Source organism: Bifidobacterium mellis (assembly GCF_000967265.1).
Taxonomy (GTDB): domain Bacteria; phylum Actinomycetota; class Actinomycetes; order Actinomycetales; family Bifidobacteriaceae; genus Bombiscardovia; species Bombiscardovia mellis.
Window position 1 is genome coordinate 1,810,591 of record NZ_KQ033885.1, and the last position, 16,977, is coordinate 1,827,567.

The window sequence follows — 16,977 nt, forward strand, 5'->3', positions numbered from 1 at the left end:
CACGAGGAATCTATCGGTCTCTTTCACACTGGTTCATGCTGACGCGTTCTTTGGCCTTTTTACTCGGTAGACAAATCAATCCAATATCGTTCTACTGGCCGACCAGAGGTACTGGTGAGCACGTTCTCCAGTTGCCCGCCACGCGAGAGGATAGTCCGGCGGCTGGCCAGATTCGATGGGGAACAGGTGATCAGGACCCGGCTCATGCCCAAAGCAGCCGCCCGTCGCAGGCAATCATCCAGCATCAGCCCGGCATAACCCCGACGACGACAATCCGGACGAACTGAATAGCCGATGTTGCCGCCAGTGCGCAGAAGCACCTCGGTAAGCTGCAGCCTCAGCTGGATCATCCCCACCAGTTTGCCACTGGGTACAAGGGCGGCGAACTGCAGGGCAGGCACAAACCCCGACGGCAGATCATCGCCGCGCGCCTGACGAGCCACCTCCGGCAGGCCTGACTGACGAACCTCATCCAGGCTGCGGCAGTCCTCCAGGGGGCCGAGCCCGGCCGCTTCATCCTCAGGCCGAGCACGACAGGCCAGTAAATACTCCCAGACATCTTCGGCATCCACCGCCCCTGGCTGGTCCATCCTCACCAGACGGATTCCCACGGTCCACCTCCTCTACCGAATGCTTGGCCACCCCTTTGCGCTTCAGCTTACCTGAGCAGCATTCAACGGAACTGGGATTTTCAAAGCGAACAAGTGCCGCCAGGACATCACGCGCATAACTGAATAGTTGGAACTCAATACAGCAAGAACCTCACTTTTCATTAAAAGTTCAACAAAGGGTCAGTAAAGATTCTCCCAAATTGAAGTCCTGGGCTTTAGTCACTGGCTTCAGCTTCATCCAGTCAACGAAAGCACGAAACTGGAGTCTATTGTTCTTTCTGCTTTTCTCCTCCCAATGCCCGGAATAGCTGGTTATGAATCGTCAGTCAGGCATCCCAGCCTGAAACCATGTGATGACAATTTGTGTGCGGTCCCGCAGGCCTGTCTTGTCGAGTATGCGACTTACGTAGCGCCGGACGGAGGTGATTTCGAGAGTGAGGCGCTGGGCTATTTCCTGGTTGGATAGCCCTTGAGCGATGAGCCCGGCTATCTCGTACTCCCTGGGGGTCAGTTTGTCCAGCTGCTGTCTGGCCTGCAAATCACTGACCTTATGCCGGGCATAGGCTCTGTCGCGGTTGATGAGCTCTGCCGTGATACGGGGGGTGAGCACCGCGTCTCCATCGGCCACTGCATGAATGGCTCGGTGCAGGTCTCTGGTAGACACATCCTTGAGCAGAAAGCCGTAGGCGCCTGCGTGGAGACCGGTGAAGGCATAATCGTCTTCGTCATAGGTGGTCAGGATCAGCGTGCGAATGTCGGGGAACTCCTTGGCAATGACCGCAGTGGCACTGATGCCGTCCATCACCGGCATGCGAACGTCCATCAGGATCACCCGAGGCAGCGGCTGGGCGGCTGCTTTCATCTCTCGCAGCATGGTCACTGCCTCCTGACCGTTGGAGGCTTGTCTGACGACCTGTAAATCGTGGTCGGACTCGATCATGCGTGCCAACCCCTTGCGGAGGAGCGCAAGGTCATCGACCAGCATCAGGTCAATCATGGGCGTTGCCCTCTTTCTCGCTGGTGCCAGGCAGGACGGCTTCTACCGTCCATCCCCCGTTCTCGCTCGGTCCGCAACTCAGACTCCCTCCCATCAGTCGCCATTGCTCGCCAATCTGCTTGAGGCCAACTCCTTGATGATCATGAATGGCCGGTTTCCGATCGGCCAAGGTTCGCCCATGCTCATCCCCATGCCCATCGTCGTGGATGCTGATTCGGAGGGCGCCGTCCTGCCCATAGTCGCGGGAGATGACGATGGTGCTCGGGTCTGAAGCGTGCCGGAGCGTGTTGGTGATTGCCTCCCTGCTGACGATGAAACAGAGGTTGTCCTGTCTAGGGTCGTGCAGCTGATGCCCTGTTTTAGTAGACACGACAGCCAGACCAGCCGCGCGGGCATGGGCGATTACGGTGTCGAGTTCGTCGAGCGTGTGCAGCCTGGAACCAAACCTGCGCCCATCATCATCGGGCTCTTGAGGGATTGCGTCATGCTCTTGGACAAGGGTACGGACGGCTTGCCGGGTGTCGGCCAAGCCATCCCTGGCCACCTGATTGATGTCCGTAAGCACCTCTTGCAATTCCTTGATTTCAACTGAGTCAGCGAATCCCTGGGTCAGGGCAATGATCGTGGTGAGGTCGTGGCCCACGCTGTCGTGCAACTCCCCCGCTACCTGGGCACGTGATACAGCCTTATCCCTTTGCCTGGCAAGCATCTCAGAGCGGATGCGCTCCTGCTCCTCACGCTGCTGCGTCTTGCGTCGAATCCGGTAGGACCTGACAGCTATGGCAGCGGCTACGACAGCCATGATGACAGCCATCCGGGCCGACCATTCCAGAAAGAGCATGTGCCCGGCATGCATGCTGACGGTGACCAGACTGACGGCCGCGGCTACCTCACCCACGCCTGCCGCAATCCTGGGTGCTGGCGATAAACAGACGCAGAAATAGAGGGCGCCTACCAGTGGTATCAGGAAGCTATCGTCCGAGGTGGCAAATGACAGGCCAAGGTATAGCAGGGTCTCCATGGTCGTGATGAGCAGGGGAGATTGTCTGCTCCAGTACAGCAGGCAGGAACACAGAAGACCAATCAGACCGATGGCCGTCTTCCAAACAGGCAAAGGAATGTTCTCGGCCCAGACTGGAGGAAAAATGGGGGCGCTGACATAGAGAAGCGTATAAACCAGGCTCAGCAGAGGCATGACGAACCTGGTCAAGCGTTGATTGCTCAACAGCTCGAATAGGTTGGTTGTCATGCCCTTCATCGCGCCCCCTTACGCCGCATGCCGAGGCTGCCCAGGTTCATTCGCCAGTGTACTGTGCTATCACACCGGCAGGGGAGCGACCTGCTGATTTGCGCACCGTGGCCCACGAAGCCAGTGATGCCGCCGAAGTCAGAAGCAGGAAGACCAGCGCCCAGTGGGCCCAAGGTATGCCAATGCTGGCAGCGCCAAAGACCTTGCGGAATCCGGCAGCGTAAGCCATGACCGGCAGAAGGCTGGAGGTGAAGGATATGAGTACGGCAGTAGTCGCCATGATGAACCCTTCGAGAGCGGACATGAGCTCGAGTTGATTCGGGTCCGCGCCAGCGATCGAAATGAGGGACAGATCCAGGCTTCGACCGTGGGCTGAGATCAGGTATCCTGCGCATACTCCAGCCAGCGTGACGACCAGTGCGGGGCCCAGAAGGGTAATGAGCATGGAGAAATCTGAGTTGCTGACATCCAGGTTGGGAGGCAGCAGGCTACTTGATTCGGCGCTGGTCTGATAAAAGGAATCGGTCATCATCAGCAATGAAACCCCCACGATCAGCGGTATGACCGTGGAACTGAGACTGCGCATGCGGACGTTGGCTTGCCGGCAAGCAATCAGCCATGAGGGGTTGTGAAGAGCGACGAGCCTGGTCCAGCCGCTGGTGACCGTGCCCAGCAGGGAGGGACCTGCCAAGCAGATTGCGGCCAGCAGGAGCATGAAACCGAAAGTGCTTCCCATGGCGATAGGCAGGATGGGCGCAGCGGTGTTCAAACGGACCAGTTGCTCATCAGGGATGGTCCTAGCCTGCATAATCGGCATCAACATGACCGCCAACGCTGCCAACAGACACAAGGCAGCAGCGATACGACGAACCAAACCCGCTGCTTTTGGAGGGATGATTGCAGCCCGCAGGGATTCCACTGGACTGATCTGGCTGATGGCTCGGATGGTCAGCAGCGTGCCAACCAAGGCCACCAATATTCCGCACAAGGTTCCTACTGCCCAGGAAGCCAGCTGGTGGGTGGCGATAAAAGGCTGCCTGCCAATCAGGAACTGGGAAGTCTCCCAGGCATAGAGAGGGCGAGCAAGCAGAAAAGAAGCCGCCAGCGAGACCACACTGGCCGCGAGCGCCAAGATGAATACGCGCATACAGGTCAGAGAGGTCAGTTGCCAGGGAGTTGCGCCTTGCAAGGCTAACAGGGCAAGGTTGCGTCTGCGCTGGTTGATCACCGACGAAACGACCTGCAGAACGATCAATACTGCGGCAATGAGAAGAGCCACGAAGGGGATCATCAAATTTTGGTAGGCTGTGCGGCCCTGCTCAGCCATACCGGGGAGACTGCCCAGGGCCTTGGCTGAAGAGAGCATCATGGCAAGCAGGCCGACCATGGTTTGCGAGGCGATCAGCACGAGGGCGACGCCAGACCAAGCCAAGGGGGCATCCTTGAAATCTCGCAGAAGCAGTCGCATCAGATGCTCGCTTTCGGCACAGGAACCTTGTCGACTGTGGCTATGCGACCGTCGCACAGATGCACCAGAGTGTTGCAGCGGGAGGCGACTTCCGGACTGTGGGTGACCATAATCACTGCGTGGCCCGGTCGATCGGCGAAGGCAGCGAGTTCATTGACGACCACATCGCCAGTCTCCTGGTCAAGGGCGCCAGTAGGTTCATCGGCGAAGATGATATCGGGTTCCGAAATCAGCGCGCGGGCCAGGGCAACCCGCTGCTGCTCGCCGCCTGACAGGAGGGTCACATTGGTCTTGAGTAGCCCCCTGATGCCCAGTCTGTCCAGCAGCTTGAACGCCTGATCCTCCGGCCAGCGGGTCTTGCGCAGAATGAAGGGCAGTTTGAGGTTGTCCTCCACGCTCATCGAAGGCACCAGATTATAGGACTGGAAAACGAAACCCAGGTGCGCACGGCGGAACCGTGCCGACACCGCAGGCCCCATGGCAGAGATGCACTGACCCAGGACTCCCACTTGGCCCGAGCTGACGGGTTCGAGACCAGCCAGGCAGTAGAGCAGGGTTGATTTGCCGCTACCCGATGGCCCTACAATCCCGGTCATGGCTCTCCAGGAAGCAGTGAACTCCACATTGTTTAAGAGAGTTATGATCTCCGCTTTCCTGGGTGAAACCTGCTTGCACAGACCAGATGCATGGATGGGGAAGGGCTCGCCCTGGCCGGAAGGATCGACAGTATGCTTCATGGCAGTATCCAGTGCTTGCAAACGGGTGAATGCCAGTATGAGCCTGTAATGCTCTGTACGTGCAGCGATGCGTATTGAGCCGGTTGTTTCATCGGAGCTCCCTCCCTCAGCGCAGTTGCGAGGGCAAGAGATCGCCTCGCAGAGATGATTCTTTCAATCCGAGTACGGGGAATCAACATCGGCCGCCAGTTTGCCATCTGCAGATGGCAAAACAAAGACCGGCCAACGCCTAACGGGAAGGAATGCCTCTCTACAGCCTTGGCAGAAGCTTTGGCATACAGGTTCGTTTATTGTCCCGGCAGGGATCCCATCGCACAAGTTCAGCGCCTGCCACCACCCGCCCTCCACACATCTCAACAATCTTCCTAAGCGGGCGGAAGGATAACGTTTCATGCTGAGATTCTTCATCTATCTGTACAGGTTTTCAGTGATGCTTCGCCCGAGAACCGGCTTGCCGTGAACTGGAAAAATCCAGACCAAACATGTAGTGTTGAGATGTTGCCCCTCTGGCTCAATGGTTAGAGCAGCGTCCTTTTAAGTCGTGGGTTGTGGGTTCGAGTCCCACGGGGGGCACTTTTTCTGCTGGATTGCTTTTGGCGGCTCAGCGATGGGCAGGAACTAGCAGCACAAGCACGGTTCAGAGCTGTTCTCGGAGGCAGACTCCATGAAATAATCGAAGCTTTGTTTCGTGACCAACAAGATAATCCCGAGCGTTATAAAAATCCTGGAATTTTAGCAGCACAATGTTTGATAGATGCTGGGATTGTAGATAAAACATATACAGCGGCAAAATAATGCTAATAATCAGAGCACTCTTCAAGAAATTTTACAGTTTCCCTGAAGAAAATAAGCAAGTATCCAGGCGCAGTATCTGTCTTTCTTCGGGGGTGAGTCGACTACCATAAGTGATGGGGCCAATAATCCATGAAAATCTTCCACATTTCAGAAAATCACATGGTAGGCTCACATCTGCGCTCATATTGTTATCTGCTGTCATTGTTCTAATAGTAAGGCGTTGACCGCGATCGCATTGTCGGGTCTAGTCATGGACGTGTTGGTCGGCCCCGCCGATGCAAGGAAGACCACGGCCATGAACGCGCTGCGCCGCGCATAGGAGACAGAGCACGGCAGAGGTTCAGTGGCCAGACTCGACCCCTTAGCGGTCGCGACGCAAGTGCTCGCCGAACGGCAAACCCTCATCGAGCAATGCGCCGCCACGCTCCTGACAAGGCCATCGCAAATCGTGAGCCTTGGACTACCCAACTCGGTCCCAAACCCACCGAGACAAAACGGCAGACAAAATGGCTCAAAGTTGCACGTACCATCGTCGCCTACCGCGATCGCTACCACATCACCGACAGCCAGCACCCCCTCGGGCCAGAGTCAAAAGACGCGGCCATAAAGCAAAAGAGCAATGCAGCGCGCATACGAACAGCGCTGGATACAACACGAAAAGCAATGTGCAGGTTATAAATCCCATTCCGCATATTCTTAGGGATACCCGGACTATGACGCGCACAGGCAGAAACCTGTGATGGGAAGACGAGCATTGACTGATATTCAAAACCCCAAAACACAGGTCAACGAGAACCGTTAGACCTGTTGCGAACACGCGGCTGCCTAAGTATGGCACATAAGTTCCAGAATCGAGAAGATCAATGGCAACTTAGCAAGCATCTAAGAAAGAAGCAGCGTGTTTCTCTACTTCGAACATTGGCCACTTTTATCCCACTTGCGCCTCTACCTTCAGCATCTGATATCGACGTAAAATAACCATATCGTGGTGCATTAAAACCATGTATGCGAGAGAAGGGCAGATGTCTGACAATAATACATCCGACGATGGTGAGTACCCGGCCCCGCACCTAGATATCCGACAACTACGAAAGCTATGTTATAGCAAACGACTGAACTTCCTTCTTGGAGCAGGGGCGTCGCAACCAGCCATACCAACCTTGACAGATGGGCAGGAGCCAAAAGAACTTATTGACCAAATACGGCAAGTCTCTTGTAAACTTGCCGCCGGGTCGGTCTTGGCTGAGGAGGAAATGGACACTCTAGGGGCATACGTCAGGTTCATATCAATGATCATTTCCATTCTCAGTATGTCTAACTCGAGGGCTGTGCCAAGATCCGCGAACATTTTTACTACGAACTACGACCTTTTCATTGAAGCTGCCATGGACCAAGTTATGCAGGAGAACTATGGTGTCATTTTCAACGACGGTGCGAACGGCTACTTTAGGCGGTACATCAACACTTTCAACTACGACCGATCCACGGCACTCAGGGGTCAGTTCGACAATTACAATCACGAAACCCCGACGATCAGACTCATCAAACCACATGGATCCATTAATTGGAGACAATCCAAAGCGGACAAAGATCAAGAGCTCATCGAGGTGCTCAGCCAGCCCGTAGAAAATCCTTTTCTTGTTCTGCCTGATGCAAATGAGTCGGAGCATACGATGGAGAGCCGCCACTTCTTCGAGATGCTTCGGTTGTTCAACATCGAATTGGATAAACCGCAGTCGATACTGTTCGTCATAGGCTTCTCCTTCCAAGACAAGCACATCAAGGGCATGGTACAGAGAGCTTTGCAAAATCCTGGGCTTCAGGTGTGCATCTTCGCCTACTCTGATGAGACATCTAAACCGAACACTGGCAATGCGAGAAAAGACATCCTAAACAATCTCGGAACGATATCGAATTCGAACCTGTTGATTCTCTCACCTAAAGACGTGGCCAATTGTGTGATCAATCTTGGAAAGCATGATCCGCCTCACGCAGACTCTAAATCTACAGAAAACAAGTCGGATAGCATACGACTAAACCTAAAGACCGTAACAAGACTGCTCATGCCCAACAATGCCGACAGCTTTCCCATACTTGCACAATCAGACAGTGGGAGAGGGAGCAAATAGATATGGGTGAGGCGAACTATGTCATTGGTGTTGTCATATCTGTTGACGGAGACCAGACACTGATAGGCACGTATGATCTCATCAATGACGATGAGATCATCCACAACGGTCAAATCCTCTACGGGCCACGACTCGGAGCGTACGTCACTGTCAGGCAGAACGACGTCAAACTCATTGCGAAGATCACTTCGGAAAAGGTCATTGATCAGCAGAACACCATCAGAAGCAACGAATTCGACAACAGATACAGCAAGAACTCCATCAATCGTCTCATCAGTGTAAAAATGCTTGGAGCGATCGAAGATAATCAATTCATCGTCACCAGCTCATACGCCCCGATGGTAGGCAACGAAGCCTACATCACCACCCAGGTGGAGCTGTCCGCGATCTATGCCACCGGACGAAACACAGACAGCATCCCCATCGGCACAGCCTTGCTCGAACGCTCCACAGTACTTATCCCCATCAACGCGTTCTTCGCCGGACATATCGGCATATTCGGCAACACCGGCAGCGGCAAATCAAATACTCTGCACGCGCTCTACTACAAGCTGCTGCACAGCAAATATCGTGAAGGCATTCTGAAAAAGAGCAGGTTCACCGTCATCGATTTCAACGGCGAATACCGGAGCGAAGGCATCTTCGGATTCCCTGAGGATCATATAGAACGCTACAACGTGGACACGCGATCACAAAAAGGAATGGCCAAAAAGGTCAAAGTCTCCGAGGATTACATCATCAACCCAGATGTACTTATCATGCTGTTCGAAGCGAAACCAGGAGTACAAGCGCCTTTTATCAGAAGATCTCTGAACGTGTTCGAAGAAGTGAAGAAACCAGAGCCCTTCATGAAACTTTGTATGGGACTGCTGCAAAAGATAATCTTAACGGGCAATGCCACCAATGATGATGCACTAGGTGATTGGGTGGAAGTTACAGAAGACTATTGCGGTCCCGACTGCCTTTCCCAGCTCAGAGAATTGAGACACCACGCTAACGGCAACGCAACAATACAAGATTCCTCTGGTTCCAGTATATGGCTCAACTCCCAAGATCAGACAATCGACGACAAAGGTAAGAAGCTACTGGGCTGGGAGGGGATAAGCTCTGCTATTCAAAACACATATAAAGACTTGAACATTCTTAATAAGTTGCACATGTTCTTCCGCTACCAGAGAGTGTATTCCACTGCTTGGAATGGCACCGATCCACAATATTTGGGTCCCATGTTTTCACGGATCAAGACCAGACTTGAATCATTGAATAAAGTAGTTGACATTGTTCCAGCCGCTCAGATGGGGAATGCGTACCAAAGTAGGAAGTCTTTGACGATCTATTCTTTTGTCCATGCAAATCAAGAGATCAAGCGCATCCTCCCCATGCTGATCGCGAACATGATTTATGACGAACAAAAAAAGGAACAGTCAGACACTGGGTCGATCACTAGAACATCGCATCTCATTATCGATGAGGCGCACAACATACTTAGTGACATCCAACGTGATGACGGCGACAACTGGCAGAACCACCGACTGGATTCCTTCGAGGAAATCATCAAAGAAGGCCGAAAATTCGGCTTCTACCTCACTATCGCATCACAGCGCCCAGCTGACATATCATCAACCATTCTTTCCCAAATACATAACTACATCATCCATCGACTGGTCAATGACAGAGATTTAAGGTCGCTGGAAAATACCATGCCGACGCTCGATCACTCTTCCCTCATGACCATTCCCTCATTGGGCAAGGGCCAAGCCGTGCTGACCGGAACAGCATTCCCAGTACCGCGCTTCACCCAAGTTGACAGGATCATCAAAGTAGCCCCTACAAGCGATGATGCCGAACTCACACGGTTGTGGGAGTCGCATGAGAACGAGGCCAAACCGGATTCAGAAGCTTCGACGATCATGGTTTCAGGTAGTGATGGCGCTAATCCCGTACAGGATGCCTCTGACACCAGATTTCAAGAATCAAAACAAAACGATGAATGGGTATAGTAAGGGCAGAGCATTAGCTCTCTTTCAGTCAGAATTCGGCATCATTTTCTCTAAGAGGTCGTCGTCCACTAGCTAGAGAGAGAGACAAGGGAAAGTACTGATGAATGAATGCAAGACTGTCTCAACTTGCCTAATCGATTCCCAAAGTCAATATGCCGTAATCGAGTATTAAATTTCTTCCTCAGTCGATCGTCCGGCGAAAACGTTGGTTGGGACAAAAATACCGTTATCCCAATCGACGTGATTTCATAGTTTCTTCGTGTTACTCAATCAATAACCGCTATTTTCAAACTGGCCTGGCCGACTGTGTCGCGCAAAGTCTTATGAAGCATTGAATTCTATACACATAAGTTAAGACCCTTTTGATGCCTAACATATTTTCAAGTGCGTGTGACTGAACATAGAATGTTAGCGCAGCACAGTGTTGATCCGTCCGTTAGAGTCTTGAACACAAACATTTTCAACAGGCGCTGGATGACCTCCGCGGTGCAAGTGAATACGGACGCATAACGGCGGGTCAGGTCTTCGACGAGATTGTCGAGGCCGAGGAGAGCCCTGATTTCATCATGAAGATGTCTACCCTTATCGGTGTCAAGCATCCTCACACGGACCCGAGTGGACGTGGGTACAGCAACCAGAGCAGACGCAGCAAACCACCGACCCACTAGTCCGAGCTTAAACGGGTCAGGAGAGTGCAGGATACGCTCCAGGAGGATGGCAGGCAGATCGACTGGGATGATCACGAGCAGATTTCCTGAATCGTGGAAAGGCACAACAAAATCATCTCGGACGATGCGCAAATCGTGTCTGAATCCGATGCACCCCGTCAAATAGGGGATCTCAACTTTTTCTCTCCAACACCATCTGAGGAACACGGAATCATATTGAAACAATATTCTAAATTGCGGTAGCCGCATGTCGCCACGGCATGAGTATGGGGGGGTCTCGTCTTTTACGTCGATATGCAATGCGACTATTCCTTTTTCACCATCAACCAGCCAGGCTGGGTGCCTCGCAAATGTTGTCAGGGCAAACTACCCCTATTCCCCGAAAACATTCCATTGATACGTGAATCAGCCAAGAACGATGTGAGATGGATACTCATCAGTACCTCGCTGATGATCACCGACGACATGACCGGCGATCTTCTATTCGACACCACGGATATAGAAACGAGTATGCGCCAGTAGGGCCTGAACTAGTGCCTGTGGTTCATCTGCCAGATGCACAAGGGGGAAGTGAACAACGACAATGGAATCGACTTCATTCTCAACAGGAAACAGTATACCGGCATAAGACGCCAACTACAACGACTCGGCAAAGTGGAGGCATGCAAGGCCATCGACGCAATGGAACACAACCAGACCGTCATCACATCGCCAGCCGCGCAACTCATGATTAATAGGTATGGAGCCAATCTACTAAAATGCAAATAACCAGGAGCGACTCTCAAACCTGGTGTGATGGACAGGCTACTAGGACTCATAAGGTATTGAGCGCAGTAAATGTAACCAGAGATCGATGAAGCCTCTTTCCAAAGCAGAAAAATCTTGGAAAGTCCGGGAAGAGCACGGATAAAATCAACCTGAGCCGCCTAGAACGACACCACGGCCGATAGAATATATTGAAAAACATGAGCTCTGAACATGAGGATGGGCAGGATTCCATCCTTCCTCGGTAGAAGGGGCATAAAACAGATTCAGCTCACATAACTGTTTGTGCTAGCAATAGCGCGAATGAGAACAATAGCCCTATCCGATTGGAGATCATTTTGGCCGAACAAAACCGTCTGAATGAGAAGCAGCTGGCTGTTTTGCGGTGGGTCGGTGAAGGGCGACCGAAAGGAGTGTATGAGCATGAGTTCGATCATCGGGTGACGGCGCGCGCATTGGATCGACGTGGGTTGCTATCCGTACAGGGGCATGGTAGATCCTGGCGTGCAAGCCTTACTGATGAAGGACGTTACTACTTGGAACATGGCTCATATCCAACATCCGAAGATTCTGACACTACTGAAACGAAACTGGCTACATCCCTCCCTGCCTCCGAGCCACCGTACAAGCCCGTCCACGATCTTCTTGATCGTCTTGAGTGTGCGGGCGGCGTGCTTCGCTTCGACGCACCAAGTGATGCGGAGCGAATCGGTTATGTTCGTACCGTCAGACAGCTACGTCTTTCAGGAGGTTTGGGTCCTCAACGCCTATTGAAAGTGACCGGGACTAAACGGGGACCGTTGACCATTGAACTCATACGATCTTCAACGCAGGCAGAGACACCGCCCCAGATTCCCGTGCCAGCTGATGCTGATCGCAATCGACCCGAAATACAAGCGCTCATTGAGCACGCTTCACATCTCATGGTTAATGAGACAACCCGTCCGCGAGCATTGGCACTCGTACAAGGCATTAGTGAAGAATGCATTCGGCGTGGATGGGCGCTGAGTGTGGACAAGAAACCGAGCTTTCTTATCACGGTTGGCCAAGATCACTATCGCTGCAAACTCAGTGAAGAGAGGGTGAAACGCGATGTCTACACGGACGAGGATATGGCTGAATGCAAGTATGAATGGCAACGAGTCAGCCCAACGCGCAAGGAAGTCTGGTCAGGCCGCCTCAAATTGGAGCTCAATCCTGGCTATAATTCCCGATCGTGGGCAGATCGCCAGCGATGGACTCTCGTCTCCAAACTTCCCGAGTTCTTCGGCATCATCGAAGAATGGAGCCACGCCGCACAAGGTAGACGAAAGAAACTTGAAGCCTATCATGCCAAGCAGGTCAAGGAATGGGAGGAAGCCATTCCCAAGGCCCGCGAGGCCTATTTACTCAAGCTCAATGCTGATCGTGCGAGGCAGCAAGCTGAACAATGGGAGAACGCGGCACGGCTGCGCTCCTATAGTCAAGCGATCCGGCGTCATGCGGAGGAATTCGACGAGCAAGCGCAAGAACACGCGCTAGAGTGGGCGACCTGGATCGATGAACATGCAGATCATATCGATCCCCTCAATGACAAATCCCAACTGACCATGAGTGAGTGCACCAAATTAGGAGCAAAAGAACTGGATGCGTACATGCCTCATGGATGGAGTGTTGAGAACTCTCCCGAACCATGCACCTGGCTACCGTGATTTGCGAGCTTGCATAATCGGAACGCCGAACCGACGCTGAATATCATCAGCCTGTGTCGTGAGTTTCGCGGTACGCAGGACACGGATCGCGTGAGTCACCAGCTCATCCAGCCGCACTACCTCTTGCCGTAACGCTTTGAGCTCGTCCTGACGCGCGACAGCCTCGGCACCACACCATTGACGCAGCAAGTCACGGCACCGTTTACCATACGGCTCTTCGAAGTCGCTGGATGCAACTTCTTCCGGTGTAACGAAAATATCTTCGTCTTTCTTAAAGTAACTCTTATACCATCGCCCATGCGTTGATTCCAATTGAACTTCTGATTCCTGCTTTTCGACCTCATGCAGCATCTTGTCAGAGAAGAGAGTACAGGCAGTTCTCACGATAAGCTCGGTGGTCGCCCATGGCACAATCCACCCATCTTCGTCATCAAACGATTCGGGAGCATCTCTCAGTAAAGACTCATCAATTTGCAAATATCCAGCGAGACCAGCAACATCCTTTACAGCAGTCACTCCGGTATAGCGATACGCCGGAATAGCCAACTCTTCGTTAATTAGCGTTCTAAAGACTTCATCGATTGCAAACTCTACTGGCTCGCCTTCCAAACCAGGATGAGTATCGACTCTATCCCAGCGAGCCTCTCGAGCCTCGAACTCCACAGCATCTTTCCAGATCACCTTCAAACGAGTAGGTGGAATCCACTCCTGTCTACCCTCAAATTGTTCATCGATAAACCGGACAAGCGTCCGCGGTGGTTTCTGCGTCCCAATCTTGAGAACTTCGACCTCAACCAAGGAGTCAATGCTATGCGCCCGATAACCCCAACGCTCACCAATCTTCATAGACAGCATTATCCCAGATCAGAGCGACCTGCATACCCTTTCTTTGTAATACAGGGAGCTGATCACAACCTCCTTCCCACTCAGCATAGAGGTCAAATCCAGTTCGAAAGAATAGAAGGTTGCCAACGGTTCCACGAATGTGGGTATGTGTTCGTACGCTAAAGCATATGAGTTTTACTGCTTCTATCCTTCGCGTAGTGATCGCATCTCCTTCGGATATCTCAGAAGCCCGAGATGCTGTTGAAAGAGCACTCCACAACTGGAATGACGCCAACTCTATCTCGAAACATATTGTTCTTCTTCCTTGGCGTTGGGAGACAGCTTCCGTGCCACTTCTCGGAGGGCACCCGCAGTCGCAGATTAACGAACAGGGCGTTGATAGCGCCGACATTGTCATCGCACTGTTCGGTAGCCGTCTCGGTTCGCCTACACCAGGCTCGGTTTCTGGAACGGTCGAAGAAATCGAACGTTCCGTAGCCACAGGCAAACCCGTCCACCTGTACTTCTCGACTGCGCCACTACCCCGTGACATTGACACGGCACAGCTTGATGGTTTGCGGGAATTCCGCCGTCAGATCCGTCGGCAAGGGCTGCTGGGAGAGTTCTCCAATAATGCGCAACTGGAACATGAAGTGTGGAAAGCGATCGAATTCGACATTGACAAGCTCGACCTCACTATTCACGACCCTGATTCGACCAGCGTACATGGAGTAAGATTTTCTGCACAGCCCCAGGAAAAGCGAGAACTCAAAGATTATGACAAAAGAGGCAGGGCGAGGTACACAACTCGATATTGGATTGAAATCACGAATTCCGGTGACAAGGATGCCACAAACGTCACATTCGAAGCCTTAGGTGAGAACCCGAGCATGATGCTGATCGGGGATGATGAGCCTACAACAATCCATGCCGGCCAGACCCGGTGACTTCACGTTATCCACTATTTCCAAAGCAGTGACCCAGATATCGTCCGCATCCACTGGGATGAGAACGGAGAAAAGAAACAAAAGGACTTCCACGTCGAATGAATAATACATGATTGTACGTGCTAAGAGAAGGACTTCATAACAGCTCATTGCTCGCTGATAGGCTATGGGTCTCATTCACACAATACTTGAAACAGACCATTTCACTGCGACCTCTGGCCCAATAGCTCGCATGGCATCTAGTATCTACTATCTTTCTTCTCGCGGGAATCATAGATAACACAGCAAAAACACAGAATCATCGTTAACACATTCTGGGCTGTTGACAATCCGATGGCGTTGCATGCGAACGTCTGGTAGCCACATTGTGATCGTAAGAGTCTAATTGGAAGCAATGGCACTTTCCGGCATCGGGAACCGTTCTCACTTAAGTAAGATCATGAGGTGTATGATGTTGGTATGGGAAAACCATTAACAGCCACTTCCAACACTATGAGTTCTTTGATAAGTGGGAACCATTTCGCCATTCCTATATATCAAAGAAACTACAGCTGGGGCGATGATGAGGTAACCGATTTTTTTTCAGATCTCTCCGACTCAGTTGATCAGGACTACTACTTTCTGGGCCTTTTTATTTTGACAGGAGATCAACCCAAAGAAGTGGTTGATGGCCAACAGCGATTACTAACAGTGACGTTACTTGCCGCTGCTCTCTATCATGATGCGGTGAAATTTGGTAGAGACGCACTGGCAGAACGTATCAAATCGACATTCTTGACATATATTGACTATGACACTGATGAAGAAAGACCGAGAATCTCTCTCTCTGACAGCACTGATAACAGAACTCTACAAGAGATTTTGGGGAAACCGGCAACAGACATTACGCTTCCTGCTAAAGGAAGGGACGCAGAGGACTCTATATCAAGAAATCTCGTAAAGGCTTATAAAAAATTAAGCACGTTACTGGATCAGAATCTGAAGGACGATCCTTTTAAAAAGCTCGGCATCTGGGCAAATTTTCTGACTGATCATCTCTATATTGCACAATTCACACATCCAGATAGCGCATCGGCTTTTCGCGTTTTTGAAATAGTCAACAATCGAGGAAAAGATTTAACTACCGCCGATCTGTTGAAGAGTTATGTGCTGAGTGACGCGGAAACAAGCCAGATGCAAGAAACATACGATCAATGGCAAAAAATAGCGAAATCTTTCAGAGATCCTTCGACTTTCGTCCAATTTATAAGACATGTGGTTACGGTTCGTAGGGGCTATGTGTTACCGAGAGATCTTTTTGATGCATTAACAGGCCGTCTTAAGAAGTTTAAACCCATCGAGTCTTCGGAACTTATGAAAATCATGAGTCACGATTTACGGTATTACCTACAGATGGAGGATCCTTCAACAGCTGGACCCGCAAATGACTACCAAGCATCAATATATACAATTTTAAACCGGTTAAATGTCACATCGATACGACCGATACTTCTTGCACTTACGAATACGAAAAATCCCGATGCGGGAGCATCGAGTCTATTACGGCTCGTCGTAAGAAGAATTAGCGTTGGTAGTCTGGGAACTGGTAACGTGGAACGACGTTTCAGCGAAGCCGCTAAAAAAATTTTTTTGGAACACAGCTGGGAAGCAGCGTTTGAAGATCTGAGCGATCTAGTGCCTTCAAGAGAACAGTTCTGCGAGCAAGTACTATCACGTACCCTTGGGAAAAACATTCTACAAGTTCTTGAAGCCTCAGCGATACAAGGGAAAATTAATCCTGATCTTACTGATAGTTTTATCCAGTACGTGATTACCAAAGATGGTGACTGGGGAATAACGAATCCAAGTGAAGTGAATTACTGGAGTGCCACTATTGGGAATGCGGTATTAACAAATATCCTAAGAAGACCTAGCAACAGCGACAACTGGGACGGATTTAAACAAGAAATATTAGGAAAAATGATTAGCGAACATGATCGGGATTACTTTGCAAATTTAGAAAATTGGAGTACTAAAAAACTCGAGCAGCGAGGAAAAACACTGACAGAGACAGTAGCCTCTATCTGGTATGACAAAGAGATTGGCGAGTGAGATT

At 51.4% G+C, this 16,977-nt stretch carries 11 protein-coding genes and 1 tRNA gene; 6 read left to right on the forward strand and 6 right to left on the reverse strand.

Features of this window, described 5'->3' with window-relative positions; genetic code table 11:
• Nucleotides 1-59 precede the first annotated feature (59 nt).
• The 5 genes from JF70_RS07715 to JF70_RS07735 all read right to left on the reverse strand — a co-directional run bounded on the left by JF70_RS07715 (nucleotide 60) and on the right by JF70_RS07735 (nucleotide 5,062).
• A complete protein-coding gene (locus JF70_RS07715) occupies nucleotides 60-611 on the reverse strand; it encodes a GNAT family N-acetyltransferase (RefSeq protein ID WP_052690798.1) in 552 nt (183 codons plus the stop codon).
• 322 nt (nucleotides 612-933) lie between these two features.
• On the reverse strand, nucleotides 934-1,608 hold the full coding sequence (locus tag JF70_RS07720; protein WP_045935878.1) for a response regulator: 675 nt from the start codon (nucleotides 1,606-1,608) through the stop codon (nucleotides 934-936).
• The gene (locus JF70_RS07725) at nucleotides 1,601-2,866 is read right to left on the reverse strand and encodes a sensor histidine kinase (protein ID WP_045935879.1); all 1,266 of its coding nucleotides are present in this window, start codon (nucleotides 2,864-2,866) and stop codon (nucleotides 1,601-1,603) included. The genes JF70_RS07720 and JF70_RS07725 overlap by 8 nt, the downstream gene beginning before the upstream one ends.
• 37 nt (nucleotides 2,867-2,903) lie before the next feature.
• Entirely contained in the window at nucleotides 2,904-4,289 is a 1,386-nt protein-coding gene (locus JF70_RS07730; RefSeq protein ID WP_197069115.1) for an FtsX-like permease family protein, read from the reverse strand.
• A 35-nt stretch (nucleotides 4,290-4,324) separates the two neighbouring features.
• A complete protein-coding gene (locus JF70_RS07735; RefSeq protein WP_045935881.1) occupies nucleotides 4,325-5,062 on the reverse strand; it encodes an ABC transporter ATP-binding protein in 738 nt (245 codons plus the stop codon).
• Between the two features lie 500 nt (nucleotides 5,063-5,562).
• On the opposite strand from JF70_RS07735, the gene JF70_RS07740 reads away from it, so the two are divergent.
• From JF70_RS07740 to JF70_RS09025, 4 genes are all read left to right on the forward strand, one after another.
• Nucleotides 5,563-5,635: transfer RNA gene (locus JF70_RS07740), tRNA-Lys, on the forward strand.
• Between the two features lie 1,244 nt (nucleotides 5,636-6,879).
• Nucleotides 6,880-7,986: an SIR2 family protein gene (locus JF70_RS07745; protein ID WP_052690799.1), complete on the forward strand. Its 1,107-nt coding sequence runs from the start codon at nucleotides 6,880-6,882 to the stop codon at nucleotides 7,984-7,986.
• A 2-nt stretch (nucleotides 7,987-7,988) separates the two neighbouring features.
• Complete coding sequence (locus JF70_RS07750) at nucleotides 7,989-9,986, forward strand: ATP-binding protein (RefSeq protein WP_052690800.1); 1,998 nt, start codon at nucleotides 7,989-7,991, stop codon at nucleotides 9,984-9,986.
• A gap of 1,771 nt (nucleotides 9,987-11,757) precedes the next feature.
• Nucleotides 11,758-13,110: a hypothetical protein gene (locus JF70_RS09025; RefSeq protein ID WP_156149647.1), complete on the forward strand. Its 1,353-nt coding sequence runs from the start codon at nucleotides 11,758-11,760 to the stop codon at nucleotides 13,108-13,110.
• Here JF70_RS09025 and JF70_RS07780 read toward each other — a convergent pair.
• On the reverse strand, nucleotides 13,102-13,956 hold the full coding sequence (locus JF70_RS07780) for a hypothetical protein (RefSeq protein ID WP_156149648.1): 855 nt from the start codon (nucleotides 13,954-13,956) through the stop codon (nucleotides 13,102-13,104). The two genes, JF70_RS09025 and JF70_RS07780, sit on opposite strands and share 9 nt — an antisense overlap.
• A 167-nt stretch (nucleotides 13,957-14,123) precedes the next feature.
• Between JF70_RS07780 and JF70_RS08850 the strand changes: the two genes are divergently transcribed.
• Nucleotides 14,124-14,882: a DUF4062 domain-containing protein gene (locus tag JF70_RS08850; protein ID WP_197069116.1), complete on the forward strand. Its 759-nt coding sequence runs from the start codon at nucleotides 14,124-14,126 to the stop codon at nucleotides 14,880-14,882.
• 459 nt (nucleotides 14,883-15,341) lie between these two features.
• On the forward strand, nucleotides 15,342-16,973 hold the full coding sequence (locus JF70_RS08855; RefSeq protein WP_082069462.1) for a DUF262 domain-containing protein: 1,632 nt from the start codon (nucleotides 15,342-15,344) through the stop codon (nucleotides 16,971-16,973).
• Nucleotides 16,974-16,977 lie beyond the last annotated feature (4 nt).

What these genes read in the sequence shown, in the direction of transcription:
- JF70_RS07720 (WP_045935878.1), bottom strand. Translation starts at nt 1,608, where the DNA reads ATGATTGACCTGATGCTGGTCGATGACCTTGCGCTCCTCCGCAAGGGG.
- JF70_RS07725 (WP_045935879.1), bottom strand. Translation starts at nt 2,866, where the DNA reads ATGAAGGGCATGACAACCAACCTATTCGAGCTGTTGAGCAATCAACGC.
- JF70_RS07735 (WP_045935881.1), bottom strand. Translation starts at nt 5,062, where the DNA reads ATGAAGCATACTGTCGATCCTTCCGGCCAGGGCGAGCCCTTCCCCATC.
- JF70_RS07745 (WP_052690799.1), top strand. Translation starts at nt 6,880, where the DNA reads ATGTCTGACAATAATACATCCGACGATGGTGAGTACCCGGCCCCGCAC.
- JF70_RS07750 (WP_052690800.1), top strand. Translation starts at nt 7,989, where the DNA reads ATGGGTGAGGCGAACTATGTCATTGGTGTTGTCATATCTGTTGACGGA.
- JF70_RS07780 (WP_156149648.1), bottom strand. Translation starts at nt 13,956, where the DNA reads ATGAAGATTGGTGAGCGTTGGGGTTATCGGGCGCATAGCATTGACTCC.
- JF70_RS08850 (WP_197069116.1), top strand. Translation starts at nt 14,124, where the DNA reads ATGAGTTTTACTGCTTCTATCCTTCGCGTAGTGATCGCATCTCCTTCG.
- JF70_RS08855 (WP_082069462.1), top strand. Translation starts at nt 15,342, where the DNA reads ATGGGAAAACCATTAACAGCCACTTCCAACACTATGAGTTCTTTGATA.